The 26,801-nt window shown below is 63.8% G+C and carries 27 protein-coding genes; 13 read left to right on the forward strand and 14 right to left on the reverse strand.

Going from position 1 to position 26,801, the window contains the following annotated elements:
• Positions 1-95 precede the first annotated feature (95 nt).
• Positions 96-1,109: a LacI family DNA-binding transcriptional regulator gene (locus tag BUB39_RS03595; RefSeq protein WP_073051635.1), complete on the forward strand. Its 1,014-nt coding sequence runs from the start codon at positions 96-98 to the stop codon at positions 1,107-1,109.
• A gap of 222 nt (positions 1,110-1,331) precedes the next feature.
• Here the strand turns inward: BUB39_RS03595 and BUB39_RS03600 are convergent, their stop codons facing one another.
• Positions 1,332-2,243 carry a LysR family transcriptional regulator gene (locus BUB39_RS03600; protein WP_073051636.1) on the reverse strand — a complete coding sequence of 304 codons (912 nt, stop codon included), beginning with the start codon at positions 2,241-2,243 and terminating at the stop codon, positions 1,332-1,334.
• 286 nt (positions 2,244-2,529) lie between these two features.
• Here BUB39_RS03600 and BUB39_RS03605 point away from each other — a divergent pair, with 286 nt between their 5' ends.
• Both BUB39_RS03605 and BUB39_RS25915 read left to right on the forward strand, forming a co-directional pair.
• Positions 2,530-3,411: an NmrA family NAD(P)-binding protein gene (locus BUB39_RS03605; RefSeq protein ID WP_073051637.1), complete on the forward strand. Its 882-nt coding sequence runs from the start codon at positions 2,530-2,532 to the stop codon at positions 3,409-3,411.
• 300 nt (positions 3,412-3,711) lie between these two features.
• Positions 3,712-3,987: a hypothetical protein gene (locus tag BUB39_RS25915; RefSeq protein WP_342168770.1), complete on the forward strand. Its 276-nt coding sequence runs from the start codon at positions 3,712-3,714 to the stop codon at positions 3,985-3,987.
• Positions 3,988-4,147: 160 nt separating this feature from the next.
• Here the strand turns inward: BUB39_RS25915 and BUB39_RS03615 are convergent, their stop codons facing one another.
• From BUB39_RS03615 to BUB39_RS03645, 7 genes are all read right to left on the reverse strand, one after another.
• A complete protein-coding gene (locus tag BUB39_RS03615) occupies positions 4,148-4,876 on the reverse strand; it encodes a FadR/GntR family transcriptional regulator (RefSeq protein ID WP_084526859.1) in 729 nt (242 codons plus the stop codon).
• Positions 4,877-4,910: 34 nt separating this feature from the next.
• Positions 4,911-5,909, reverse strand: coding sequence for a Gfo/Idh/MocA family protein (locus tag BUB39_RS03620; RefSeq protein WP_073051638.1), 999 nt, complete (start codon positions 5,907-5,909; stop codon positions 4,911-4,913).
• Between the two features lie 20 nt (positions 5,910-5,929).
• A complete protein-coding gene (locus BUB39_RS03625) occupies positions 5,930-6,760 on the reverse strand; it encodes a sugar phosphate isomerase/epimerase family protein (RefSeq protein ID WP_073051639.1) in 831 nt (276 codons plus the stop codon).
• A gap of 93 nt (positions 6,761-6,853) precedes the next feature.
• Positions 6,854-7,606 carry an SDR family NAD(P)-dependent oxidoreductase gene (locus BUB39_RS03630; protein ID WP_139251329.1) on the reverse strand — a complete coding sequence of 251 codons (753 nt, stop codon included), beginning with the start codon at positions 7,604-7,606 and terminating at the stop codon, positions 6,854-6,856.
• 45 nt (positions 7,607-7,651) lie between these two features.
• The gene (locus tag BUB39_RS03635) at positions 7,652-8,533 is read right to left on the reverse strand and encodes a carbohydrate ABC transporter permease (protein WP_073051641.1); all 882 of its coding nucleotides are present in this window, start codon (positions 8,531-8,533) and stop codon (positions 7,652-7,654) included.
• Positions 8,526-9,461, reverse strand: coding sequence for a carbohydrate ABC transporter permease (locus BUB39_RS03640; RefSeq protein WP_084526861.1), 936 nt, complete (start codon positions 9,459-9,461; stop codon positions 8,526-8,528). The genes BUB39_RS03635 and BUB39_RS03640 overlap by 8 nt, the downstream gene beginning before the upstream one ends.
• 50 nt (positions 9,462-9,511) lie before the next feature.
• The gene (locus BUB39_RS03645) at positions 9,512-10,813 is read right to left on the reverse strand and encodes an extracellular solute-binding protein (protein ID WP_073051642.1); all 1,302 of its coding nucleotides are present in this window, start codon (positions 10,811-10,813) and stop codon (positions 9,512-9,514) included.
• A gap of 26 nt (positions 10,814-10,839) precedes the next feature.
• On the opposite strand from BUB39_RS03645, the gene BUB39_RS03650 reads away from it, so the two are divergent.
• The 5 genes from BUB39_RS03650 (at position 10,840) to BUB39_RS03670 (ending at position 14,959) form a co-directional block, all read left to right on the forward strand.
• A complete protein-coding gene (locus tag BUB39_RS03650; protein WP_084526862.1) occupies positions 10,840-11,433 on the forward strand; it encodes an HIT family protein in 594 nt (197 codons plus the stop codon).
• A gap of 698 nt (positions 11,434-12,131) precedes the next feature.
• Complete coding sequence (locus tag BUB39_RS03655) at positions 12,132-12,509, forward strand: VOC family protein (RefSeq protein ID WP_073051644.1); 378 nt, start codon at positions 12,132-12,134, stop codon at positions 12,507-12,509.
• Between the two features lie 61 nt (positions 12,510-12,570).
• A complete protein-coding gene (locus BUB39_RS03660) occupies positions 12,571-12,777 on the forward strand; it encodes a hypothetical protein (RefSeq protein ID WP_073051645.1) in 207 nt (68 codons plus the stop codon).
• A gap of 322 nt (positions 12,778-13,099) precedes the next feature.
• Positions 13,100-14,014, forward strand: coding sequence for a phosphotriesterase family protein (locus tag BUB39_RS03665; RefSeq protein ID WP_073051646.1), 915 nt, complete (start codon positions 13,100-13,102; stop codon positions 14,012-14,014).
• A gap of 105 nt (positions 14,015-14,119) precedes the next feature.
• Positions 14,120-14,959 carry an SDR family NAD(P)-dependent oxidoreductase gene (locus tag BUB39_RS03670; protein WP_073051647.1) on the forward strand — a complete coding sequence of 280 codons (840 nt, stop codon included), beginning with the start codon at positions 14,120-14,122 and terminating at the stop codon, positions 14,957-14,959.
• Positions 14,960-15,021: 62 nt separating this feature from the next.
• On the opposite strand, the gene BUB39_RS03675 is transcribed toward BUB39_RS03670, so the two are convergent.
• The 5 genes from BUB39_RS03675 to BUB39_RS03695 all read right to left on the reverse strand — a co-directional run bounded on the left by BUB39_RS03675 (position 15,022) and on the right by BUB39_RS03695 (position 20,631).
• A complete protein-coding gene (locus tag BUB39_RS03675) occupies positions 15,022-15,951 on the reverse strand; it encodes an aldo/keto reductase (RefSeq protein ID WP_073051648.1) in 930 nt (309 codons plus the stop codon).
• Between the two features lie 82 nt (positions 15,952-16,033).
• The gene (locus tag BUB39_RS03680) at positions 16,034-16,852 is read right to left on the reverse strand and encodes an alpha/beta hydrolase (RefSeq protein WP_073051649.1); all 819 of its coding nucleotides are present in this window, start codon (positions 16,850-16,852) and stop codon (positions 16,034-16,036) included.
• Between the two features lie 13 nt (positions 16,853-16,865).
• Positions 16,866-18,356 carry an NAD-dependent succinate-semialdehyde dehydrogenase gene (locus BUB39_RS03685; protein ID WP_073051650.1) on the reverse strand — a complete coding sequence of 497 codons (1,491 nt, stop codon included), beginning with the start codon at positions 18,354-18,356 and terminating at the stop codon, positions 16,866-16,868.
• Positions 18,357-18,376: 20 nt separating this feature from the next.
• Positions 18,377-19,603: an iron-containing alcohol dehydrogenase gene (locus BUB39_RS03690; RefSeq protein ID WP_073051651.1), complete on the reverse strand. Its 1,227-nt coding sequence runs from the start codon at positions 19,601-19,603 to the stop codon at positions 18,377-18,379.
• Positions 19,600-20,631 (reverse strand): Ldh family oxidoreductase, encoded by a 1,032-nt coding sequence (locus tag BUB39_RS03695; RefSeq protein ID WP_073051652.1) that lies wholly within the window; start codon positions 20,629-20,631, stop codon positions 19,600-19,602. Before BUB39_RS03695 ends, BUB39_RS03690 begins: the two co-directional genes overlap by 4 nt.
• Positions 20,632-20,727: 96 nt before the next feature.
• Here BUB39_RS03695 and BUB39_RS03700 point away from each other — a divergent pair, with 96 nt between their 5' ends.
• The 5 genes from BUB39_RS03700 (at position 20,728) to BUB39_RS03720 (ending at position 25,677) form a co-directional block, all read left to right on the forward strand.
• The gene (locus BUB39_RS03700; protein ID WP_073051653.1) at positions 20,728-21,420 is read left to right on the forward strand and encodes a GntR family transcriptional regulator; all 693 of its coding nucleotides are present in this window, start codon (positions 20,728-20,730) and stop codon (positions 21,418-21,420) included.
• 38 nt (positions 21,421-21,458) lie between these two features.
• Positions 21,459-23,015 (forward strand): sugar ABC transporter ATP-binding protein, encoded by a 1,557-nt coding sequence (locus BUB39_RS03705; RefSeq protein ID WP_073051654.1) that lies wholly within the window; start codon positions 21,459-21,461, stop codon positions 23,013-23,015.
• Complete coding sequence (locus tag BUB39_RS03710; protein ID WP_073051655.1) at positions 23,012-24,010, forward strand: ABC transporter permease; 999 nt, start codon at positions 23,012-23,014, stop codon at positions 24,008-24,010. The genes BUB39_RS03705 and BUB39_RS03710 overlap by 4 nt, the downstream gene beginning before the upstream one ends.
• 61 nt (positions 24,011-24,071) lie before the next feature.
• Positions 24,072-25,022: a substrate-binding domain-containing protein gene (locus tag BUB39_RS03715; protein ID WP_073051656.1), complete on the forward strand. Its 951-nt coding sequence runs from the start codon at positions 24,072-24,074 to the stop codon at positions 25,020-25,022.
• A 61-nt stretch (positions 25,023-25,083) separates the two neighbouring features.
• A complete protein-coding gene (locus BUB39_RS03720) occupies positions 25,084-25,677 on the forward strand; it encodes a DJ-1/PfpI family protein (RefSeq protein WP_073051657.1) in 594 nt (197 codons plus the stop codon).
• Positions 25,678-25,753: 76 nt separating this feature from the next.
• Here the strand turns inward: BUB39_RS03720 and BUB39_RS03725 are convergent, their stop codons facing one another.
• A complete protein-coding gene (locus BUB39_RS03725) occupies positions 25,754-26,719 on the reverse strand; it encodes an acetylxylan esterase (protein ID WP_073051658.1) in 966 nt (321 codons plus the stop codon).
• Between the last annotated feature and the right edge of the window lie 82 nt (positions 26,720-26,801).

Here is a 26,801-nt window from a genome sequence, read left to right on the forward strand (position 1 = left end):
ACTACCCTCGCTGGCAAGAGGAAGTTACGGACTAATGGCCTAGACAAGCCAGTCTCGTCAGCTAAAATGTAGCGAAACGATTAGCTCGGTGTCGAATGACGACCATCAAGGATGTGGCGAAGGCCGCGGCAGTTTCCACGGCGACGGTGTCAGCTGTGATCAACGATTCCGCCTATGTCAGCCCTCCGCTCAGGGCTCGCGTGCAGGCGGCGATCCATGATCTGAAATACGAGCCATCCCAGATGGCGCGGAACCTCAAGAAGGGGCGCAGCGAGCTGATTGCGCTGATCGTGGCCGACCTCGCCAATCCGTTCTTCGCGCGCATGGTTTGGGCGGCCGAGGCGGCCGTGGCGGCCTGGGGCTATTCGCTGGTCGTGTTCAACAGCGACGAGAAGCCCGAGAACGAGAGGAAGGCACTCGCTCGCATTCGGGCTCTCTCTTGCGATGGCGCGTTAGTCGTTCCTGTGGGCCTGCCGACCCATTACGCCCAGCGCGACGCGGAAGGGCGCGGCTTTCCGACGGTGCTGTTCGGGCGCGTCGTGGACGATCGACATTCGGATACCGTCACCATCGACAACGTTGCCGCGGCGAGCCAAGTGACAAACTATCTGCTCGATCTCGGCCACACGCGGATCGGCTCGATTACCGGACCGCTCCATCTGACCACGGGTCGAGGTCGTCTGGACGGCATGCTGCAGGCGATGGCGCAGCGCGGCGTGGCGCCCGAGCCCGGCCATGTCCGCTCGGGCGAGTTCCGGGAGGACGTCGCCTATTCCGTGGCCCGCGAAATGCTCGATCGTCCAGACCGGCCAACGGCATTATACGTCGCCAACGGCGTGATGGCGCTCGGCGTGATGCGGGCACTGGCCGATCTATCGATCCATTGTCCCAACGACATCTCGATCGCCTCGACCGACACAATCTCCGGCATCGGTGGCCTGCGGCCGCGGCTGACACGCACTGAACACCCAATCATCGAGATGACCAACGAAGCACTTCGTCTCCTGGTTGATCGTATCCAGCGCGGCAAGGATAAGCCGCCGCGAAATGTCGTCTTCCAACCTGCCCTGGTTCTCGGCGAGAGCTGCGCGCCCCTGAGACAAAGTTGACCGATTGCGCAGACAATCGCGATCGGCAAGGGTCGACAAGCCAGCCTGCGTCATCCCCGTCCGGTATGCGCTCGATGTGCTGTCAGGAATTGCGTGTTTGGCGGAGCATGATGGGAGCGAAGAAGAACTCCCATGGCCCGACGAAGAGCATCTGGAATGTCAGGCGGCGCCACCTTCAGACTTTCGACGCGCGCCGGAAAACCGACATTGGCACCGCCCGGTTCAAGCGGCCCCTGTGTCCGTCGCGATCTCCCGCACAAAGTCCAAAAAGGCCCGAACCTTTGCCGGCGGCAGGTGACGCGAGGGATGATAGGCGTAGAGCGGATACAGCTCCTCGGACCACTCTGGCAGGACATGGACGAGTTCGCCCCCTGACAGAAGGGGCGCAAGACCCACGGCGAGGCTCTGGAAGATCCCCTGGCCTGCCACGCAGGCGGCCACCGCGACCGAAGGATCGTCCAACACAAGGCGGCTCGAGACCTTGACCTCGATCAGCGCGCCGTTGCGGTAAAACTTCCAGGGGAACGGCAGGCCGGTCTGCGGGTCGCGGAACAGCAGCGCCTCCTGATGGACGAGGTCGTGCGGCGAGCGTGGTTCCCCATGCCGCTCCAGATAGGCGGGTGCGGCCACCGTTACCACGCGCGTGTCCAGCAGCTTGCTGGCCATGAGGGATGAATTGTCCGGCGGCCCGAAACGCACCGCGACGTCGACGCCGGACATCATCTCCTCACGGTAGTTGCTGGTGGAGACATCCACTGACAACAACGGATGGCGCTGCAGGAACTGCTGCAGCCTTGAAGCAAGCACCATTCGCGCGAACCACGGGTCCACCGACACGCGCAGCCGCCCACGCACTACCGTCGCCGCCCCGGCGGCCTCGGATGCGGCCTCTTCGAGGCCCGCGAGGAGCGGCATCACTTGCGCATGGAAGCGGCGCCCCTCTTCGGTGAGGCTGACCTCGCGCGGATTGCGGTCGAACAACCGCACGCCGACCCGCGCTTCCAGCCGCGCGATGGCTCGGCTCACCCCCGAAGGCGTCAGGCCCAGCATCTCGGCGGCACGCGCAAAATTGCCCGCGTCGGTGACGGCGGCCATGACGCCAACTCCGGTCAGCAATCGCGTGTCGAACACCATGCTTTGCGCCCAGATCCAACCGAGAGTGAATCTCAGTCAACATATCACTGATATTAATGCGCGTGAATCACCCCGACATGCGGCCTACAACATCTCCATCACGGAGCGGGCGGCAAAATTGCGCCGACCCAATCGAAATTTCTTCGATCCGGAAAGGAGTTGGGCACGAACGTCCAGGCCCTGCCCTTCCATGACGAGCGCCTGGTCACGCTCTAAGGCGCGTTCGAGCGCGAACTCTGTGCCGACCTCGCCTGACCCCGCTCCCTACATCCATAGGAGACCCACCATGTATGCCATCACCGGAATCACCGGCAAGGTCGGCGGCGCGCTGGCGCGCAACCTGCTTGCCGAGAAACTACCCGTGCGGGCCGTGCTGCGCGACGAGGCCAAGGCGGCCGAGTGGCGCGCCAGTGGCTGCCAGATCGCCATCGCCGAGATGGATGATGCGGCAGGCCTCGCCGCCGCCTTCAAGGATGCGGAGGGGGTCTTCATTCTGCCGCCATCCGAGTTCGACCCGGAGCCGGGTTTTCCGGAAGCCCGCCGCGTCATCGACGCCGTGACGGAAGCGCTCAGCGAGGTGCGTGGGGCAAGGATCGTCTGCCTGTCGACCATCGGTGCCGACGCGCCGCACGAGAACCTGCTGACCCAGCGCACGCTGATGGAGGAAGCGTTGGGCGGGCTCGGCCTCGCGGTCACCTTCCTGCGGCCCGGCTGGTTCATGGAGAATGCTCAATGGGACATTCCTGCCGCGCGCGATGAAGGCGTGCTGCGTAGCTTCCTGCAGCCGGCCGACAAGCCGTTTCCGATGATCGCGACAGAGGATGTAGGCCGCACGGCCGCCCGTCTGCTGCGCGAGGACTGGAGCGGAACGCGGGTCGTCGAGTTGGAAGGACCCACCCGCGTCTCCCCGAACGACATGGCCCGCGCCTTCGCCGCCGCGCTGGGGCATCCGGTCTCGGTCGAGATCGTGCCGCGCGAGACTTGGGAAGGCATCTTTCGCGTGCAGGGCAGCCGCAATCCGACGCCGCGCGTCCGCATGATTGACGGCTTTAACGAAGGCTGGATCGACTTTGCCGATCAGGGCCGCGCGGCGCGGAAGGGGACGATCACCATTGAGAGCGTCATCGCCGAACTGGTGAAAGTCAGTCGCGGAAAGACTTCCGTATGAGCACTGCTCTGCTGGCTCCAGGAGAAGATCATGGAATCCATCACCTCTCGGGGCATCGCCATCCCCCGCCTCGGATTGGCGTTCGGTATGCCGGGTGCCGACGCGCCCAACCCGTGTTCGAACGCGCACTCGCCCTCGGCTACCGGCACATCGACACGGCGGCGATGTACGAGAATGAAGCAGCCGGGGGACCAGCGTCTGCAATTTCAAACTGCCGATGCTTCGTCGTGGCGTGGAGGAGATTGGCGCGCCAATCGGGAGCGTGCAGGTGGAATATCACCCATTCCTTCCGCAGGCCGGATGCTGGCCTACCTCCGGCAGCAGGGCATTCCACTGACCACGTATGCACAACTGGCGCAGGGGCGGGCAGCGCATGACACGACGCTAGCCTCGCTCGGCGCCGAGCATGGCTGCGGCGCCGCCCAGATGGTCGTCGCCCGGCTGCTCGATCAGCCGGGCGACGCGGCAATACCCAAAGCCGCGCCTCCCGAGAACCAGAAGGGCAATCTCGATGCGCTTGCCGTCCGCCTCGACGACGAGGACCGGGCCGCCATCGCCGCGCTCCCGAAGGACTAGCGCTTCGTGCGCCCGCCGTTCGCGCTGGATTGAGACACGGCGGCCTAGGCAAAGCCCAGTCGGCTGTGCGCAAAGGCGGAGCAGATGAGAAGCTGGCATGACGGGCAATCATCGGGCCCGAACAAACGGCAGTCGTCAATCGGCCCTGGAAATCACCGCTTCACTCCTTACCGAGCACCGCCCGAACGTCCTGATCGGCCTGCTCAAGGAGGATCTGCACCACCTGCGCGGCCCGCTCGGGATCCCGCGCCCTAATAGCCTCGAAGACGTCGCGATGCTCCTGCAGGCAGTGCTGGTGATGGAAGTTCGAACTCGAGAGCTTGAAACTCATCTGAAAATACTGCCGGAACAGGTTTGCCAGCGGCGCCATGAACAGGTTGTTCGACGCGATATAGAGCGCGGTGTGAAAGGCGACGTCACCTTCGATCCATTTCGAAAAGTCGGTCTTCGCCTGCGACATGACTTCCAGCGCGGCCTCGAGCGCATAAAGTTGCTCGAGCGTGGCGCGTCGGGCCGCCTCGGCGGCGGCAGCCGGCTCAACGGCGCTCCGAAAAGCGAACAGATGCTGCAGGATCGTTTCGGCGTCGTCACTCTCCTGGATCCAGGCGAAAATGTCGGGATCGAGGAAGTTCCAGTCTGCCGTCGGCAGGACCCACGTGCCGATGCCGGAACCGGTGCGGAGCAGACCCTTGGAGGCTAAGAGCTTCACAGCCTCGCGCACCACGGTCCGACTGACACCGAAGCGAGTGCAGAGTTCTGGTTCGGCGGGGATGAGATCACCGACGGCGAGGCGGCCGCCAACGATCTCTGATCCAAGGGCGGTTGCGACGGTCAGATGCAACCTGGAGCGCGGAGCGCGCGAAGATTGGTCGAGGGCCGTGGCGTCCATTTGTCTTTAAACTCCGCATTCCGCTTCTGCGCGTTCAGACGCCGGCATCGAGAGCCTGCGAAAGAATCGTCTGGCACACGCGCATGGTCTTTACCGTGTCCCTGAAAGGCGACGAACAGCGGTCTTCTCCCGTTTTCAGGGAATCGATGAACTCTCGGTTTTTTGCTGCAAACCCGCCAAACACGAAATTATCCCGGCTGCCCGCCGCGTCCTGGGTGGTCAGCGTCTCGCCCTTGTAGTTGTTGTCGAGGTAGATCCTGCCCTCCGCCTCGACCTCGACATCTGCATAGCCGCCTTGCACATGCATCTGCGTCCGGAAGACACGCCGGCCAGAAGCCCAGTTGCAGACGACATAGCATGTCGCGCCCGTATCGAAATGCAGTGTCGCACCGAACCAGTTGATATCCGGAACGCCAATGCGCCGGCACTCGCTCTCGACCTTCACCACTTCGCCACCACAGATCCAGCGCGCGGTGTCGATGGCATGGGTGCCGTCGTCCATCATGCGGTCACGGGCAATCAACATCGGCGTCACGTCGCATTTAAAGAACTCGACGACCCCATGGATGATCGGCCCCTTTTCGAGCAGTCGTGCCTTGATCGTCTGCAAGATCGGCGCCGTTCGGCGCTGGTGGCTGACCTGGGTGATCAGGCCCTTGGTTTCCGCGAGATGAGCGAGGGCTTCGGCCTGGTGCGTCGTGAGGCCCATCGGCTTCTCGATATAGAGGTTGAACCCGTTGGTGAGGCACCAGTGCCAGATCGGGTACATGATTTCCGGCTGTCCGATGACATAGACGCCATCCGGGCGGAGATCGTTGAGGATGCTCTGGTAGTCGGTGTCGAGCGCCGTAAGAAAGCGCGCCGAAGCCGGAATGCCGAAGCGGTCGCAGGTCGTGTTAAGACGCTCCTGCCGCGTCTCGATGACGCCGACGATCTCGACATCGTCGAATGAGGCCAGCGAGGGATAGTGGACATTGTTGGCCATGTTGCCGGCGCCGATGATGGCGACGCGCACCTTGCGGTCGGTGATCATGCTCTTGCTCTCCCTTGCCATCACCGCGCCCAGGCCGCGTCGACCAGGCCGCGCAGATAGGCGACATCGGTCGACAGGAACGGCAGCACGTCGTCGCCCATGCGCTGCGGTTCGCCCTTCGGGTCGGTATATTCGCCCGGCAGCACGAAAGTGCCGGTGAAGCCGCGCCGATGCAGGTCCTGCACCAGCCCGGACCACGAATAGCCGCCGTGACGGCCGGTGGTCCAATGGGTTCGGAACACCGCTTCGGCCTCTTCAGGCCCGTTGATGCGCTCGCGATAGGCGTTCTTGAAATTGACGAGGTTCGGCATCCGCTCCCAGAGCAGATCGACCGACAATTCGGTCGGCTCACCGGCGACCGCACAATGCGCCATGTCGAGGATGGCGCAGACATGCTTCGGGTCGAACGGCTCCATGAGGTGATAGAGGCCGATGGCGCTGCCGATGCAGTTGCCCGAATGGTTCTGCACGCCGATGCGGACGCCCGTCTCGTCAAGCAGCGGAATCAGCGCTTCATACGTCGCCCGGCTCTGCCGGATCGTGTCGGCGAAGCGGGCCTTGCCGAGATCGACGCCGACCATCGTGCGCACGAGGTCGATGCCGTTGTCGCCGCAGGCCCGGATGATCGCCTCGTCCAGCGGCGCCGCGACGCTGCAGATCGACAGGCCACGGCTCGCGAGCACGCGCACCACCTCGGGAAGGGAGGTTGCCACGGTCTCCGGCGTCACCTGATAGCCGGGCCGGATCGGCAGCTCGATCGCCTCGACGCCGAGCGCCGCCATGCGGTCGGCGACGGCCTCGATGGCATCGTTCCACGGCTTGGTGAACACCGCCAGCTTGATGTCAGTCATCTCACTCTCCAGAAATCGCGGCCAGCGGCCACTTGTCGGTTCGGCCCTTCGGGCCCGGACCCCGCAGCGAATGCGGGGGCAAATAAGCCGGTGTCAGACCATGCGCATCGACATGCCGCCGTCGATCGCCACGGTCTCGCCGGTGATGAAGTCATTTTCCGCGAGCTGGACGATCAGGGCGGCGACGTCCTCCGGCTTGCCCTCGCGGTGGAGCGGGATCCGGTTGGCCAGATTGTTCTCGCGCGCCTTCTCGGTCATCGCGCTCTGGAACGGCGTTCGGATGATGCCTGGGGCCACGCAGTTGACGCGGATGTTCTCGTCGGCATGGTCGCGGGCAAGCGCTCGCGCCATCTGAATCAGCGAAGCCTTCACAACCTGATAGGCAACCGTGCCGGGACAGCCGCGCAGCGCCGCTGCCGACGAGAGGAAGGTCACCGATCCCCCGGTTTTTGCAAGATGGGGATGGGCGGCACGGAAGAGGTGAAAGGCGGAATGGACATGAACCTGGAACGCGTCGAGCCACGCCTCAGGCGTGATCTGCAACGCTGTCCCCGGCGCCGGACCGCCCGCCGAATGCACGACAATAGCCAGTCGTCCGAATGCGGCGACGGTTGCCTCGATCAGCGCAGGCGAGGTTGACGGCAGCGCAACATCCCCTGCAACGAAGATGCAGCGCGCGCCTTTCGCTGCGCCGAGGCGATCGAGCTCATCGAGCAGTTCGGGCCGCTCCCGGCGTGCGCTGATCGCGACATTGACGCCCTTGGCAAGCAGAGCGCGTGCTGTTGCAAGGCCAATTCCGGACGTGCCGCCCGTCACCACAGCCGTGGAACCCATGAGGTCAGGCAAATTGAGCTCTCCATTCGATCTCGAGCGAGCCGGCAAGCGCCGACATCACTTCTCGGCAAAGGCGGTCAGGCCCGAAACGATGTAGCGTTGGGCAAACAGGTATCCGATGACCACGGGCGTTACCGTGATCAGCGTGGCGGCGAACAGCGACGTGTAGGACGTCGCCTGTTCCGGTCCGAAGAAGGTGAAGAGGCCAACGCTCGCGACGGCGACATTCTTATTGCTGGCGATGACGAGCGGCACCAGGAACTCCGACCAGGCGGAGACGAAGACCAGGAAGCCGGCAACCGACAGCCCGGGCAGGCTGAGTGGCATGATCACTCTCCAGAAGGTCTGCCATTTCGAGCAGCCATCGATCGCCGCCGCTTCATCGAGTGCGCGCGGCACGGTGTCGAAGAACCCCTTGAGGACCCAGATCGTGATCGGGATATGCGTCGCGGTATAGATCAGGACCAGACCCGTTAGCGTATTCAACAGGCCGAGGCTGCTCATGATCATGTAGTAAGGCACGATGTTTACGGTGCTCGGGATCAACTGCAGCCCGAGCAGGCCGATCATCAGTGCTTCCTTGCCCTGGAAGTCCCATCTGGACAGCGCATATCCAGCAAGGCCGCCAAGAAACAGCGTCAGCAGCACCGTGAAGAACGCGACGAGGATCGTATTCCAGATGTAACGTCCGAATTCGAGCCGAGTGAAGATGTCGACGAAGTTCTGCAACGTCGGCGATCTCGGCCAGATCGTGGGCGGATAGGTGAACAATTCGTTCGGGTTCTTGAAGCCGCCGAACAGCGCCCAGGACAGCGGCAGGATGATCGCGGCCGCCAGCACGGGATAGAAGATATAGGCGATCGGGCTCGGCTCCAGCGGGCGTCTCTGCCGGCCGCGCCGGGACGGTCGGCGGTTTGTCGCGACGGAAATGTCAGCCACGTTCAGCCCTCCTGCGCGGCTTCAGAACCGAAAGGTAGAGGACGATCAGGACGAGGTTCGCGACCAGCATCACGGTGCCGATGGTCGCGCCATAGCTGATGTCAAGCTGCAGGAATGACTGTTTGTAGAGCGAGATCGCGATGAGTTCCGTCGCATTTCCCGGCCCGCCGCCAGTGAGCGCCAAGGGAATGTCGAGGCTGTTCAGCGCGCCACCCGTGCCCATGATCAGGCAGATGAGGATGATCGGCCGCAGCATCGGCAGCGTGATGTAGCGGAAGCGCTGCCAGCGCGTGGCGCCGTCGATCGCGGCCGCCTCATAGACATCGCGCGGCAACGTCTGCAGACCGCCGAGAAGCACGATCACGGCGAAGGGAATGCCGCGCCATGTGCAGACGCCGATCAATATCGCCATCGCCAACGCAGGATCGGCAAACCAGGACATCTGGCCGATGCCGACGAGCGACAGCAGATAGTTGGCGATCCCGAGCCGGCTGCCGCCGAAGATCTGCGCGAAGACGAGACCGACCACGACCGACGGCAGCACCCAAGGCAGTATGGTGATCGAGCGCATCAGGCGATGGCCGATCAGCCGTTGGTCGAGCAGGATAGCCACGGCGAGGCCGATGACGACTTGCAGGATGACGGAGGTCGCGACGAAGGTCAGCGTGTTGCGCGCGACCAAGCCGAGATCGTTCCACGTGAAGAAGCGGACATAGTTGTCCAGCCCGACGAAGGAAGATCCGACATAGCCGAGGTTGAGATTGGTGAGGCTGATATAGACGCCGTAGAGGGCCGGGAACAACGTCAGCGCGAGGACGAAGGCGACGCCCGGCAGAATGAAGAAGAAATAGCCGTTGATCTGGAAGCGGCTGGCGCGCCGGCGCGAGACGCGCGTCTGCAGCACGGCGGCCTGGTCGAGGTCAGTCATGATGATACCTCCGGGGCGGAGACACGGCGGCCTCCGCCCGCTCAACGGGCCTAGCGCCCCTTCTGACGCTCATATTCGGGCATCACGGCATCCCGAGCCGCCGCCACGGCGTCGACTGGCTTGACTTGGCCGCTGATCACTCCGGCGAGTTGTGCTGAGATTGCGGAGGAGATTGTGTTGTAGATCGGCACGGCGGGCCTGGTCTGCATCTCGCCGTCATACATCCGCTTGTAGCTCTGCATCATCGGATTGGTCGCGAAGAAGGTGTTGTCCTTCCAGATCGAGTTGCGCACCGGCAGCGCGCCAAGCACCTCATTCACCTCGCCCATGTTCTTCGGCGATGTCATGAACTGGATGAACTTCCAGCCCGCCGCCGCCCTCTCCGGATCCTTGGCCGTGAGCGCATAGGCGAAGCCGCCGAGAATGGTCACCGGCTTCTCGCCTTCGGGCATCGGATAAGGCGCGACGGCGAGATCGTTTGCGAGATCGGGCATCTCGCTCCACATCTGCTTGACGCCAGAGGAGCTGAAGCCAATGGCTAAGGTTTCGCCGCCATAGAAGAAGGGCTTCAGGCCGTTCTCATCCATGGTGGTGACGCTGGCCGGCATCACACCGGCGGCGGCCATGTCGCGATACATCTGATAGACGTCGGCGAGATACTTCCCGTTGTCGCCCTCGAAAAAGACGGGCGCGCCCTTCTCGTCGACGAGCTTGCCGCCGAGTCCCCAGAAGATGCTGAGCATATGCATCGTCGAGGGCTCTTCATTGGCCTTCGCAGGCACCATCTCGGCGCTGATGCCCTTGTCCTTCAGCGTTTTGCCGGCGGCCATGAACGCGTCGAACGTCGCCGGAAATTCGGTCAGTCCGGCACTGGCGAGCATGCTCGGCCGGTAGACGAGCCCGCGCATGCCGGTCTGGAACATGATGCCGAAGGGCTTGCCGTCGATGGTCTCGGCCTCGATCACCGCCGGGTGAAAGTCGGCTCGATCGGATTCGGGCCAGACCGCATCGAGCGGCTGCAGCACGTTCGATTGCACCAGACGTGCGATCCACTGGCCGTCGACGATCGTGACGTCGGGCAGCCCGTTCGAAGCAGCGACAGTCAGCAGCTTCTGGAGACCGGCCGGACCGGGATCCAGCACTTCATAATTGAGCGTGATGTCGGGGTTCTGCTTCTGGAACTCCGCGTAGAGCTTCTTGAAGACATCGGCGCCCGGAATGAAGCCAGACGACGGCGAATAGGCGGCCGGCACGAAGACGTTCAGTTCGAGGGCAGCGGCCTGGCCGACTATCCAGAGCGGGCTGGCGGCGAAAGCCGCGGCGACAGCAATTGTTCCAATCCTTGAAAGCATGGGGTCCTCCTCCTCTCGGGCGCGGCATGACCGGCTGTTATGCCGATCCGACGTCTCTCTGCCCTGCCGCTGAAACTGACCCGACGGCGACCGTCCGTCAAGAACATATTATGTTTGACGTTAAAGATATTACGTATGATGTTGGGCGCAGGATTCGAACTTTGGAGGAGAGCGAAGTGGCGGATTTGGCTTGCGCGCATTGCCGGGGAATCAACGAGGACAGGCTTTGGGCCGGAGACCTCTACCGGGTGGTTCTCGTGCATGAGACCGGCTTCGAAGGCTGGGGGCGGGTGATCTGGAACGCGCATGTCGCCGAGATCACCGATCTCCCGTCGCCGCAGCAGAGCATGGCATTGCAGGCCGTTCTCGCGCTGGAACGGGCCCTGCGCGCTGAACTCACCCCCGACAAGATCAACATCGCGTCATTGGCGACGGGCATGCCGCATCTTCATGTGCACGTCATCCCGCGTTTCCGCGATGACCCGACATTCCCCGAACCGGTCTGGCTACCAGCGCAACGCAGCAGTGCCCGGACGCTTCCGGCTGGCTTCGCTGAGCGGATGAGGAGGCGCCTCACCGAAGAGCTTGGCCCCTCGGATCATGACCGGCCTGCGGTTTGAGTTTGGAGCCACGGCCGCCGACGAGGCGTCGCTCTCACTCGATCAAAAGGTGCGGCTGAGCTTTGGTTCGACAATCGAGTCTGGTCCGGCCGAGTTGGATTTCGGGAGCTGTCGCCAATGACTTGATCCCGTCGTTGCGACCGGGTTGCGGCTGAGCCCCAATGGCTTTCCCTGAAGCGCGGCGGCTCTGCCCTCGGATCGTTCGAAGTGATATTCGTCAACGAAAGCGGCAGCAGTGGAGCGATGCTGAGAAAGGAGCGTTAGCAAAAGGCCGCCTGTATCGGCGATCTCCGGAGGAGCCTCACTCATGATCTGGCGCAGATGGATATTCGGGACTGCTGCCTTAGCGCTCTTGTCGGGATGCAATACCTGGCAAAATTATCAAGCGTCTGTCGATCAAGACTGCCGTCAGCAGGCCAAATACAAATCCAGTCGCTACTATGATTGCCTCAAGAAGGTTGCGGTGGCCGATCGAGAACGGCTGCGCCATCAGGATGAGGCTTGGTACGACAGCCTCGAGGACGCCAGTCGTTTCCCATCTGTCGTCATAGCCGTGCCAAGGCACCCGTCGCGATAGCCGAGCCAATGTGCGCCCTCGTTGAAGCTCGTGTCGAGGGGCCGCCGCGAATTCCTCGTCGCCTAGCTGCCGCCTTTGGGCGAATATGCTCTTCTGGCGGCGCGTTTGACTGGAATCGACAATGGCCAAGCTGAAAGAGATCGTCATCGACGCAGATCATCCGGCCTCTCTCGCACGCTTCTGGGAGAGGCTCGTTGCCGGATACGCAATTCGTGCCTATGACGCCGCTGAAATCGAGCGGCTGCGGGTCAGGGGTCTCACGCCGGAATCCGACCCTGTGGTCATGCTGGACGGGCCAGGGCCGACCCTTTGCTTTCAGCAGATGAAGGGCCCACGACCCGCCCGGAACCGGGTGCATCTGGATCTCCATTCACCCGCGCGAACACAGGAAGTTGCCCGGCTCCTCGGCCTTGGAGCGAGACTTGTCAGGACCGAGAAAGATTACACGGTGCTTCGTGACCCCGAAGGAAATCAGTTCTGCATCACCGATCGAGAATAGACATGGCGATCGGGTTTATCCCGATGACCGCCGCGACGGTAGCATCCGGTGGAGAGGTGGAATGACGGACACAACAGAAAACCAGCAACGAGCCTATCCCTATCACCCGGAAGAAATGCGGGCGACCTGGGATCTAGAGGTTGGAAAGAGCATCACTCTTCAGGGTAACGCGCGCTGGACCCCTGCGGGCGTTGTGACGGCAGGTATCGCGGCTTCAGCGGTGCTGCTGTCCCTTGCATCATTGGTTCGCGCTGCGCATCGGCCCTGATTCAAAGGGCAGTTCGAGTTCCTGCAGAAGAACCGCGACCTTCATTCTTGTCCGTCAAGAGTGCATCGAAGGTCAGCAGCAGGCCGACGTCGAAATCTGCCAGCAGGCGGCTCATCCAGACCTCCGCCTCGTGGTCAATCGCAGCGGTTGTCGCGGCCAAGGCTACCTGCGCAATGACGCTGCCCGGTTGTCGAAACGTTGATCAGCCGCTCTCAGATGGTATCGTCTTCGAACCGACGATGTCAGGTCCCTCGCGGCGGCCTGACATCATGGCGAATGGCGAGGACGCCCGCCGGCACGCTCATGATCTTTGGGAGGACCATTGAAACAGCTCTTTACGACGCTTGGGCCGCGGCTCAAGTCCGATCTCGGCATGATCCTTCCGCATGAGCATGTCTTTGTCGACCTCAGGACGCCCGATCAGCCGGGTTACGCCCAGGCCGATCCAGCCGACGTGGTCCGGCTGATGGCGCCGCAAATCGAGCGCATCAAGGCGCTCGGCGTCACAGCGTTGGTCGAATGCTCGACGGGCGGAGTCGGACGGCGGGCCGATCTCGATCTTGCGGTCTCCCGCGCGACTGACTTTCCGATCGTCGTTCCAACCGGCAACTATCGCGAACCCTGGATTCCGGATTGGGTTCGCGACGCCAGCGAAGCGGCGCTGGAGGCATGGATGCTCGGCGAATTGAACGAGCAGATCGAGGCGACGGGTTTTCGTGCCGGTTGGATCAAGCTCAGCGCCGGCGATGACGGCATCACGGCGCTGGAGGCGAAGATCCTGCGCGCTGCGGCCCGCGCCGGCGCCAAAACCGGTGCCGTGATCGGCAGCCATACGATCAAAGGCCGCGTCGTCATGGACCAGCTCGACATCATCGAGGCGGAAGGATACCGCGCCGATCGCTTCATCTCGATCCACACACAGGAGGAGCCCGATTTCGGACTCAACCGCGCGGTCGCTGAACGTGGCGCCTGGATCGAATATGATCATGTCGGGCGCGCCCCGGATGGCGACGTCGCCGACCTCGTGATGCGCGCGCTTGAAGCCGGACTCGGTGAGCAGCTTTTGCTCAGCCATGATCGCGGCTGGTTCGATCCCGCGCTCCCGGGCGGCGGCGTTCCGCAACCCTATACGCCCTTGTCGGAGATGCTGTTGCCGGAACTCCGTCGGCGCGGCGTCGACGAAGCGACGATCACGCAGCTCACCCATATCAACCCATTCGAGGCGTTCGCGCGCTGACGGCATTCATCCCGTGAACCGGGCCAAGCTTCGGGCGCCTGCGCGGCAATGATCCTTCATGCCGGCGCGTCCGGCTGATCTGATTTCCAATCCGAGGAGAACATCATGACCAATCTGCAAGGCACCGTCGCCGTCGTGACAGGCGGCGGCCGGGGCATCGGGCGCGAGATCGCGCTCCATCAGTCGCGTGGCGGGGCGAAGGTGGCGGTTCTCGCGCGTACGACTCGCGAGATCGAGGAGACCGCCGGCCTGATCGGACAGGAAGGCGGCACGGCGATCGCCGTCGCAGTCGACCTCGTCGACACCGCAGCCGTCGAAAAGGCGCTGCAGAACGTCGTCGACGCACTCGGCGAGATCGACACGCTGGTCAACAACCACGGCTCCTTCCGCGCCTTCGGACCGATCTGGGAATGCGATCCGCAAATCTGGTGGGGCGATGTCGAGATCAATCTGCGCGGCACGTTCAACACATCGCGCGTCGCGGCACCCGCCATGCTGGCGCGCGGGCGCGGGCGGATCGTCAATCTCGTCGGCGGCGGCACCGGCACGAGCTTTCCGAATGGTTCCGGTTATGCCGCCAGCAAGGCGGCGATCATGCGCTTCACCGAGTGCCTCGACGACACGACAAAGGCCGGCGGCGTCCGCGCTTTCGCCGTCGATCCGGGCCTCGTGCGCACCGCGATGACGGAGTTGCAGCTGAATTCGGACGCGGGCAAAGCCCATCTGCCGAATATCCAGCAGCTGTTCGACGATGGCATCAACGTTCCGCCGAGCCGGGCGGCTGCCCTCATCGCCGACATCGCGGCGGGGCGGTTCGATGCACTGGCGGGGCGCATGCTGCGCGGCGTCGACGATCGCGATTCGCTTGAGCGCGACATGGAGGCCATCGCGGCCCAGGACGGCCGGGCGCTCCGCATCAGCAGTCTCGATCTCCAAAGCCTCTAGCGGGCGATGCCTTTGCCGGCAGGGCGAGACCCTGCCGGCAAAGGCTCTTGCCTATCGCCGTGTTACGGCAGCACATATCCAGCGGCGCGGAACAGGCGATACCAATCCTCGCGGCTCAGTTCGATATCGGCACCGCGCGCCGATTCCGTGACCCGCTCGGCATTCGATGTTCCGAGTACGATCTGGATGCCGGCCGGATGGCGCGCGATCCAGGCAACGGCGATTGCGGCCGGTGTGACGTCATACCGGGTGGCCAGCTCGTCGAGGATGTCGTTGAGCTCGGCATAGTTCTCGCGGTCGCCGAGGAAAACGCCATTGAAGAACTGCTTCTGGAACGGCGACCATGCCTGCAGCGTGATGCCGTTGATCCGGGCATAGTTGATCATCTCGTTGTCGCGATCGATCGACTGGTCGAGGCCGGCCATGTTGCTCGCGACGCCGGAGGCGATGGTCGGCGCGTGGGTGATGCTGAGCTGGATCTGGTTAACGATGAGCGGCTGCGTCACCGCCGTCTTCAGCAGATCGACCTGACCGGGCGTGTGGTTCGAAACGCCGAAATGACGAACCTTGCCGGCGGCGTGGAGCGTGTCGAAAGCTGCTGCGACCTCTTCCGGCTCGACCAGCGCATCGGGACGGTGCAACAGCAGGATATCCAGATAGTCGGTGCGCAGCGCAGCGAGCGAGCCGTCGACCGTGCGCAGGATGTGCTCCTTCGAGAAATCGAAGAAGCCCTTGCGGATCCCGACCTTGCTCTGCAGGACAATGCTGGCGCGCTCCTCGCTCGAGAGCGTCACGGCGTTGCCGAAGCGGGTCTCGCAGCCATGCAGTTCCGGCCCGTAGACATCGGCGTGATCGAAAATATCGATGCCGGAATCACGTGCCGCCGCGTAGAGCGCGCGAATGGCGGCATCATCCAGCGCAGCAATACGCATGAGGCCAAGGATGACCCGTGAGGCCGAACGGCCGGTGCGTCCGAGCGCGACATTCTTCATGGGCGAGGTCCTTTTGAATCGATTTGATCGATCCTTGATGGCCGCTCTTGCTACCTGACGCAAGACACAATCGGCTGCCCGATCAGCGGCTCTCGATCAAGGCCGCGAGGTGCCGCGCGGCTGCCGATCCGGCGATTCCGAGGTCTCGCACGCTGCTCATATGATTGCTGCCGACGAGATCGGCGCGCGAGACTGCGACCCGCTGACCGCGCAACTGGCTGGCGAAGCGATCCGCCTGCTGATGGAAGGGCGCGGTCTCCTCGGCGCCGACGAGGATAGAGACCGCAGTCGACCGATCATGCGTGTGGGTCGCGGGCGAGAAGGCCGCGACCTCCGCGTCAGTGATGCCGATTTCCTCGCGGAGAAAGGATGATTGCAGCGGCTTCAACTCGTAGAGCCCGCCGAGGAGCAGCGCGCCGCGAATGGCGGACGGCGTTTCCATTTCGTTGAACAGGAAAGTCGAAAGATGCGCTCCGGCCGAGTGACCGCTGACTGTCACGCGATCCGGATTGCCGCCATGCTCCGCGATGTGATCGATCACCCAGCGCTTGGCGCGTCGGACCTGATCGACGATCGCCGCCATCCGGACGGCCGGCATCAGCGCATAGTCTACGACGACCGCAATGCCGCCGGCCCTTGTCACCGTCTCAGCGACATAGGAATAGTCGCGCTTCGAGAACATGCGCCAGTAGCCGCCGTGGATGAAGACATGCACGGGGATATTGGCGCGCGCTCCGGCCGGAAAGAAGAGGTCGAGCGTTTCCGCCGGACCCGCGCCATAGGCGATGTCCGCCTCCATGCGAAGACCTGTGCGGGCAGCTTCACTGCGCGCCTTCATATCCGCGACGATGGCGTCGAAATCCCCTACATGATCGCGGATACGAAAGGGATCGGACGCCATCGCTCCGCCACCGTCAGAAGTTTGCCGCAATGTATTTCGCCTCCATGAACTCGGCGATGCCGTGGTGCTGGCCGCCTTCCCGTCCAAGCCCGCTCTGCTTGACCCCGCCGAACGGGGCGGCCGGATCCGAGACGAGGCCACGATTGAGCGCGATCATGCCGGCTTCGATGCGTGAGGCGACGCGCATGCCCCGCGCGAGATCACGTGTGAAGATATAGGCGGCGAGGCCGTATTCGGTGTCGTTCGCCCGTGCGATCACCTCGCTCTCGGTCTCGAAGCGCGACAGCGGCGCAACCGGCCCGAAAATCTCCTCATGCGCCATTTCCGCTTCCGCTGGCACATCCGCCAAAACAGTCGGCGGATAGAAGAAGCCCTGCCCGGCCGGTGCCGCGCCGCCACAGATAAGCCGGGCGCCGCGCGCCGTCGCGTCCTTGACGAGGCGGTCGATCTTGTCCACGGCCTTCCTTGTGATCATCGGTCCGCATTCGGTCGCTTCCTCGACCCCGGTGCCGACCCGCAACGCCGCCATCCGGCGGCTGAGCCCCTCGACGAACGCGTCATAGATGCCCGACTGGACATAGATCCGGTTGGCCGCCGTGCAGGCCTCGCCGGCATTGCGCATCTTGGCGACCATCGCGCCATCGAGGGCCACGTCGAGATCGGCATCATCGAAAACGAGGAAAGGCGCGTTGCCGCCGAGTTCCATCGAGCACGAGATGACATGCTTCGAAGCCTCGGCGAGCAAAGCACGGCCGACACCGGTTGAGCCTGTGAACGACAGCTTGCGAACCCGCGAATCCGCGAGGATGGCGGCCGTCAGCGGTCCCGGGCTCGTGGTGGTCAGCACGTTGACGACACCGGGCGGCACACCAGCCTCGGCGTAGAGCGCCGCCAGCGCATAGGCGGTCAGCGGCGTTTCGCTCGCCGGCTTCAGGATCACCGTGCAGCCGGCCGCAAGCGCCGGGGCAATCTTGCGGGTTGCCATCGCCGCCGGAAAGTTCCACGGCGTGATCAGGAAGCAGATCCCGATTGGCTGATAGTCGACGATGATGCGGTTGGTGCCGGCCGGGGCCATGCCGAACTCGCCGGTGATGCGGACCGCTTCCTCGGCGTTCCAGCGGAAGAATTCGGCCGCGTAGGCGACCTCGCCGCGCGCATCGCGCAGCGCCTTGCCATTTTCAAGCGAGATCAGCTGGGCCAGCATTTCGGAGCGCTCGACCATGAGCTCGAAGCAGCGCCGGAGGATCTCCGAGCGCTTGCGCGGGGCCGTGTTGCGCCAGCCTTCGGCTGCCTTGCCAGCCGCTTCGACGGCCGCGGCGGCATCCTCGATCGTCGCATCGGGAACCAAAGCGAGCACAGCTTCGGTGGAGGGGTCCGTTACCTTGATCATGCGGCCGCTCGCCGAAGGGCGCCAGGCGCCGTCGATATAGAGCCCACGCGAAGCGGCCCGAAGATCGGGCGCGTTGCGATTCTGGGAAGGACTGGTCTGCTGAATGGCGGTCATGGAGATCGTTCCTGAAGAGACTATTGCGCGGCGGCGGCGAGGTCGCCGTCATAGGCGGCCTGGATGAGGGACCGCATTTCGGCGAGGTCCAGGCTCCGGGGGTTGTTCTTGATCAGGCGGCCGATGCCGAGCGCCTGTTCGGCCGTCCAGTCGAGCTTGTCGGCCGCGAGGCCGAGGCCGGCGAGCGTTGGCGTGATCCCGATCGCCGCGAACAGCCGGCTCACCTCGGCGATCGCCGCATCGGCGAGAACGGCGTCGTCCTGACCTTCGTCCCCGAGATGGAGGGCGCGCGCGATCGCGGCCATTTCCGGCATGGCGGCGGCGCGATTATAGGTCATCACATAAGGCAGCATGGTCGCGACCCCGAGGCCGTGCGGGGTGTGCGTCAGGGCACCGGCCGGATATTGCACGGCATGGGCCGCCGCCGTTCCTGCTGTGCCGAAGGCACAGCCGGCGGCCAGCGCCCCCATCATGACATCAGCGCGGGCGGCCGCGTCGCTGCCATCGGCGACAGCGCGCTCGAGGCTGCGGCCCAAAAGCTCGATCGCCATCAGCGCGAAATGATCGGTGAGCGCGCTTTTCCCGATGAAGACGTGCTGCTGCGCCAATTCGTGATTAGCCGGGCGGCGCGCCGCGGTGAATGCCTCGATCGCATGGGTCAGCGCGTCGGCGCCGGCGATCGCCGTCAGACCACGGGGGCAGGTCATGGTCAGGTCAGGATCGCAGATCGCGACAGTGGCGATCAGGTAAGGACTGGAAATGCCGACCTTAAGCGTACGGTCGGGATCGGAGATCACTGCGACGGGTGTCACCTCGGAGCCGGTTCCGGCTGTTGTCGGCACGGCGATGATCGGCAGCACCGGCGCCGGGACTTTGAACTCCCCGTAATAGTCCTGGAGCGCGCCGCCATGCGACAGCAGCAAGGCCGCGCATTTCGCCATGTCGAGGCAACTGCCGCCGCCGATACCGATCACCATGTCGGGGTGGAATGCCCTCGCTTCCTCAGCGCAGATCGCGACCGTGTCGCGCGGCACATCGGGTAGAACGCGGTCATGCACCAGAACCGCGATGCCGGCAGCCTCGAATGCGGACAGCATTTCGCCGAACATGTCGGTGGCCGCCAGCCGGCTGTCGGTGCAGATCAGGGCTCGCTTCCCCAGCCTGGCCGCGACCGCGGGGAGCGCATGACGCTGGCCCGTACCGAACAGGATTTCGCGCGGAAGCCTCAAGGCGGCGAAAAGGCTCAAAGTGATTGTCCTTCGAAAACGGATGATGAGGAAGACAGGGCGTTGAGTTCGTCCCAGAGGCTCGGCTCGATATCGAACCCGGTTGTCCGCGCCGCGGCACGCCGGCTGTCCGCGCCATCGCCGGGGACGGCGACCGGGCGCCCGGGTGTCGCCGGCGGCGATGCGCGAACGCTGTCGAGATAGTCGGAGAGCCGCTGCGCCAGTTCGGGCGCGGCTTTCGCGTTCATGACGAAGAAGACATCGCCTTTGTTGCAGAGCGCCTCGGCATCAAGCGTTCCGCGGATATCCGGGGCAAGGTCCGAGCCGGCGAGCGCGGCGATCAGAAGTTCGATCGCGATACCGAGGCCGTAGCCCTTGGCGTCTCCGAATGGCGCGATCGAGCCAAGCTTTGCGCGGACCGCATCCGTCGTCGGTTCTCCCTCGGCGTCGCGTGCCCAGCCTTCCGGCATCGGCCGCCCGATCGCCGCATAATGGTGAATCTTGCCCATTGATACCGCGCTGGTCGCAAGGTCCAGCACCAGCGGGCGGTCTGCGGTCGGGACCGCGATGGCGATCGGATTGGTGCCGAGCATCGCATGCGTCCCGCCAAAGGGATGCACGAGCGCTTCGCTCGACGACATCACGAGGCCGATATGGCCCTGCTCCGCAATGTGCTCGACATAGTGAGCGAGCATGCCGAGATGATTGTTGTTGCGGATGGCCGCGACGGCGATGCCTGAGGTAGCGACCCGCTCCAAAATACGCTCGATCGCGGCCATCGCCACAACCGGGCCGAGCCCATTCTGCCCGTCGACCTCCCAGACGGCGCTGGCCCGCCAACACCCCTCGCCCTCGGTTCTCGGGTCGACGAGGCCGCGCTCTATGCGGGCTAGGATGCGCGGCAACCGCTGAAGGCCGTGCGACGGGTGGCCCTTCAGCTCCGCCTCAACCAGCAGCTCGGCCTGACATTCTGCATGTCGTGCCAGAGCGTTACGCTGAACGAGGAGCCGGGTGGCCAGAGCCATCGCCGTCTGTTCGGTGATCTTCACATGCCGCCTCTATATCAAATCCTATAGGATATAGTATTGCAGTGGCCGGAACATCCTGCTAGGTCTCTCTCCTGTCAAGGGCAAAGACGGCACAAAATGAATTCATCTCGGCTGACGGACACAACCACAGGCGGCACCCAGATCCCGCGCGCCAACAGCCTGGCTGGCGACGTCTATGAGGCGATCTTCAACCAGCTGATGTCGCTGAAGATCGCGCCCGGCGCCCGCATCACGGTCGACAGCCTGGTGAAGGAATTCAACGTCTCTCAGACGCCGATCCGCGAAGCGCTCGGCCGGCTGGAGGGCGAAGGCCTCGTCCTCAAGACGCATCTCGTCGGCTACCGCGCAGCCCCGCAGATCACCCGCCGCCGATTCGACGAGCTTTACGAGTTGCGCCTGCTGCTGGAGCCGGCTGCCGCCGCCAAGACCGCGAAGGCGATGGATGCTGAAAAGCTCGAGATCCTGCGCGAGGCCGCCGGCGTGATGGCGGGGCGCGAGGGCAAGGACGAGCGCGTCCACTATTCGACCTTTGCCCGGCAGGACGGCATCTTCCACGACCGGATCATGGAATTCGCCGGAAACCAGCTCATCCGCGAGATGCTAAGCTTCCAGCACACGCACTTTCACATCTTCCGCCTGATGTTCCATTGGCGCGTCACGGAAGAAGCACTGCACGAGCACCAGGCGCTGCTCGATGCGTTCGCGCTCGGCGACTCCGATGCCGCGGCACATGCGATGCGCCTCCATATCGAACATTCGCGTGACCGGCTGCTGCCGGCATTCGAGTGATACCGCCACCCTCGATCGCAACCGGACACGACCGCTCCATGGAACGCCCGTTGCCTTTTCACGCCGAAATCCCGGCCAGGCCGCCCGTGCTGCGGGCGGAAGGGCTGTCCAAGCAGTATGGTCCGGTCACGGTCCTTTCCGATGTCACGCTCGATGTCCGTGCCGGCGAGATTCACGCCATCATTGGCGAGAACGGCGCCGGCAAGTCGACCCTGATGCGCCTCATCTCTGGCTATGCGCATCCGAGCGACGGGAAGCTGTTCGTCGACGGGTCGTCGATGCGATTCTCGACGCCGCATCAGGCGCAGGATGCCGGCATCGTGCTCGTGCATCAGGAAATCCTGCTCGCCGAAGGCTTGACGGTCGCGGAGAACCTTTTCCTCGGGCGCGAGCTAACTCGGGGCGGCCTTGTCGACGACCGAACCATGCGGCGGATCGCTGCCGACAAGCTAGCGGAACTCGGCTGCCATGTTTCGCCCAACGCGCTGGTGCGCGATGTCGCCCTCGCCGATCGCCAACTGATCCAGATCGCCCGGGCCCTGCTCGACGCGCACAAACTGGTGATCTTCGATGAGCCGACCGCCGTCCTGACGGGCGATGAAGTGGAGCGGCTGCTCGAGATCATCCTCCGCCTCAAGGCGCAGGATATCGGCGTCCTCTATATCAGCCACCGTCTCGACGAGGTGCAACGGCTGGCAGACAGGCTGACGGTGCTGCGCGACGGCAAGATGGTCGGGACCTTTCCCGGACGGACCCTCAGCCAGATGGACATGGCGGAGTTGATGGTCGGGCGCGAGCTCTCGGCGCTCTATCCGCCTCGCGGTGACATGGCCAGAGGCGCACCGATGCTGAGCGTCCGCAATGCCACGGTGCCGGGCTATGCCGAGGATATCTCGTTCACGGTGCACAAAGGCGAAGTGCTGGGCTTTGCCGGAATGATCGGCGCCGGCCGCACCGAACTCTTCGAAGGCATTGTCGGGCTAAGGCCCGCCCAGGCGGGCGTCGAGCTCAACGGCACGCCGATCCATATCCGCTCCCAGCGCGAGGCCATCGATGCCGGCATCGGCTACCTCACCGAGGATCGCAAGGCCAAGGGCCTGCTGCTGAATGAGCGTCTGGCGCCGAATCTGACCCTCTCGGCGCTTCAGCGCTTCCATCCCGCGCTCGCGATGAACAAGCGCCGCGAGACCGGCGCGCTCGATAGCGCGATCCAGAGCTACGACATCCGCGTCAAAAACCTGAAGGTCAACGCTGGTCAGCTTTCCGGCGGCAATCAGCAGAAACTGCTGCTCGCCAAGATACTCCTGACCGATCCGTCGGTCGTGATCATCGACGAACCCACGCGCGGCATCGATATCGCCAACAAGGCGCAGATCTACGCCTTCATCCGCCAGCTCGTCGGCGCGGGCAAAGCCTGCATCGTCATCTCGTCGGAGATGCAGGAACTTATCGGCATCTGCGACCGCATCCTGGTCATGCGCCAGGGCCGCATCAATGGCGAGGTCGCCGGCGAAGCCATGACCGAAAGCAATATCGCGCTGCTCGCCACCGCTGAAGCGGACGTCAGCCGCGCGGCCCTGGGAGGACATTCATGAGTGCCGTCATCCAATCCGCCCCGCCCCGACGGGAGAGGGACTTCGCCATCGGCTGGGCCGATGCCGGGCCATTTCTTGCGCTCGCCGCCCTGCTCGTCATCGGCTTCCTGATCAACCCGGACTTCCTGTCGTCCACCAATCTCAGCAACGTCATCACGCGCAGCGCCTTCATCGCGATCATCGCGGTCGGCGCGACCTTCGTCATCTCCTCGGGCGGGCTGGACCTTTCGGTGGGCTCGATGGCGGCGTTCATCACCGGCGTAATGATCATGTTCATGAACGGGATGGTCCCCCATCTTGGAACATGGTCCGTGCCGGCCGGCATGGCGATCGCGCTTCTCGCCGGCATCGCATGCGGCCTCGTCAACGGTCTCATCGTCACCGTCGGCAAGATCGAGCCGTTCATCGCGACCCTCGGCACGATGGGCATCTTCCGCGCGCTCATCACTTATCTGTCCGATGGCGGCACGATCCCGATCGACCGCTCGCTGCGCGAAGCCTATCGGCCCGTCTATTTCGGCACCGTCGCCGGCATCCCGATCCCGATCCTGATCTCGCTGGCCGTCGCGGCCATCGGATCCTTCATCCTCTACAAGACCAAGTATGGCCGCAAATGCGCGGCGGTCGGCGCCAATGCCGATGTCGCCCGCTATTCCGGCATCTCAATCATCAAGACGCGCACGATCGCCTATCTGATCCAGGGCGCCTGCGTCGCAATCGCCGCCATCTGCTATGTGCCGCGCCTTGGTGCCGCCACGCCGACGACTGGCCTGCTCTGGGAGCTGCAGGTGATCACGGCCGTGGTCATTGGCGGAACCGCGCTGCGCGGCGGCAAGGGCCATATCTGGGGCACCGTCGCAGGCGCCGTCATCCTGGAGCTGATCGCCAATCTGATGGTGCTTTCGGACTTCGTCTCCGAATACCTCGTCGCTGCCGTGCAGGGCGTCATCATCATCATCGCGATGCTCATCCAGCGCTTCTCGAACTCGAAATAGTCCCGCGTCCGGACCACGCGGGTCTCGTTCTCCAGAGGTCCAATTCATTGGGAGGAAACTAATGACCAGAACGAAATGGGTCGCCGCTGCGGCGCTTGGAGCGCTGCTCATGGCCGGGCAGGCCGTTGCCGCCGACAAGAAGGTGGTCGCCGTCTCGATCCCGGCAGCCGACCACGGCTGGACGGCGGGCGTCGTCTATCATGCCCAGGCGGCCGCCAAGGAAATCAACGCCGCTTTCCCGGATGTCGAGGTGATCGTCAAGACCTCGCCCTCGGCAACGGCACAGGTGAGCGCACTCGAGGATCTCTCGGCCGGCCGCAAGCTGGACGCTCTGGTGATCCTGCCGCATACCTCGGAAGAGCTGACCATGCCGGTCAAGGCGGTCAAGGATGGCGGCGCCTTCATCACGGTCGTCGATCGCGGCCTCAATGATCCGGCCATCCAGGACCTCTATGTCGCCGGCGACAATATCGCCGTTGGTAAGAACACGGCGAAGTTCCTGGTCGACAAGCTCGGCGGCAAGGGCAACCTCGTCGTCCTGCGTGGCATCCCGACCGTCATCGACGACGAGCGCATCAAGGGCTTCCAGGACGGCATCGCCGGCACGGATCTCAAGATCCTCGACATCCAGTACGCCAACTGGAACAGCGACGAAGCCTTCAAGCTGATGCAGGATTATCTCGCTAAGTATCCTCAGATCGACGCCGTCTGGGCGAATGACGACGACATGCTTCTCGGCGTGCTTGAAGCCATCAAGGAATCCGGCCGCACCGACATCAAGTTCGCGCTCGGCGGCAATGGCATGAAGGAAATCGTCAAGAAGGTGATCGACGGCGATGCCGTTACGCCGGTCGAGACGCCCTACCCGCCGTCGATGATCAAGACCGCGATCTATATGACGGTCGCCAATCTCGTCGGACAGGCGCCGGTGCGCGGAAACGTCAAGCTCGACGCTCCGCTGATTACGCAGGCCAACGCGGCCGAGTTCTACTTCCCGGACTCGCCGTTCTAGAACCATCAGCGCGGGCGGATCGGATCCGCCCGCCACTTTCGTACACGCGGAGGAGACAGCCATGCCCGGCAAGAAAATTCTGATGCTCACCGGTGAATTCACCGAGGAATACGAGATCTTCGTCTACCAGCAGGCGATGGAAGCCGTCGGACACACCGTGCATGTCGTGTGTCCCGACAAGAACGCCGGCGACCGTATCAAGACGTCGCTACACGATTTTGAGGGCGACCAGACCTATACCGAGAAGCTCGGCCACTATGCCGACATCAACAAGACCTTCTCGGAAGCCGAGCGCCAGCTCGACCAGTATCACGCTGTGTATTGCGCTGGCGGCCGCGGTCCGGAATATATCCGCACCGACAAGCGCGTGCAGGCGATCGTGCGCCATTTCCACGAGACGCAGAAGCCGATCTTCACGATCTGTCACGGTGTGCAGATCTTGATCGCAGTCGACGGCGTCGTGCGCGGCAAGAAGGTTGCGGCACTAGGCGCCTGCGAGCCGGAAGTCACGCTGGCCGGTGGCACCTATATCGACCTTTCGCCAACCGACGCCTATGTCGACGGCACCATGGTCTCCGCCAAGGGCTGGACCGCGCTCGCGGCCTTCATCCGCGAATGCCTGAAGGTGCTCGGCACCGAAATTCGCCACAGCTAACGCCTGACGCGCGCATGGTCAGAGGCCCCGCGCACGGATGTGCCGGGGCCTTTGGCATTTCATGCAAGCTGCAGCGTCAGAGCCGTTCGGCCAGCCATTCGAGTTGCGCCCGCTCCTGGAAGGCGCCGCCGCCTTCATGGTCGTTGAATCCATATTCGCGCAGCGTCTTGTCGGTCGACGCCAGCGCATTGAAGGCGGCGAAGATGGTCGATGGCGGACAGACTGTGTCCATCAGCGCGACCGAGACGAGCGCCGACGCCTTGATCCGCGCCGCAAAGCAGACGCCGTCGAAATAATTGAGCGTCGCGAACACCTGCTCGATGCGGTCGCGATGGACGGCGAGGAAACGGGAGATTTCCGGAAAGGGGTCTCGCGGCGTGATACTGACAGCGCGCGGAAAATCGCAGAGGAACGGCACGTCGGGCATCAACGCCTTGACGGTAGGATCAAGCGCTGCTGCCGCGATGGCGATGCCGCCGCCCTGGCTGCCGCCGGTCACCGCGATACGGCCGCCATCGATCGCCTCATGGCTTCGTGCCGCCTCGATGGCCCTCACGGCATCTGAGAAGACGCGGCGATAATAGTAAGTCTCGGGGCTCAGGATGCCACGCGTCATGGAGCCAGGATGCGCCGAATCGGAACCGACCGGATCGGCCGTATCGCCCTTCGACCAGGTGCTGCCCTGCCCGCGCGTGTCCATGACGAGCGTCGCGTAGCCGGCTGCCGGCCAGAGAAGGTGATCCTGCGGAAAGCCGCGACCGCCACCATAGCCGATGAACTTGACGACGGCGGGCAGCGGGGCGGAGCGCTGCCGCGGCAGGATCAGCCACGCTTTAACCGGATGGCCGCCAAAGCCGGCAAAGGTGACATCGAAGACCTCGACCAGCTTCAACCCGGATTCGAACGGCTCGAAGGCCGCTGCGAGCGGAAAAGCGCGCGTCTCGTCAAGCGTCCGTTGCCAGAAGGCATCGAAATCCTGCGGCGGCAGGACATCGCTGTGATAGGCGCGCAGGTCCTTGAGGCTGAAATCATAGATCGGCATGGTCGACTCTCTGTGGTCTTTGGCGGCCCAGCATCACGGCGACCCTCAGCGCTGACAAGGCGAATTCGCGCCTTATCCGCAC

The sequence above is a fragment of the Kaistia soli DSM 19436 genome (genome assembly GCF_900129325.1).
GTDB lineage: Bacteria > Pseudomonadota > Alphaproteobacteria > Rhizobiales > Kaistiaceae > Kaistia > Kaistia soli.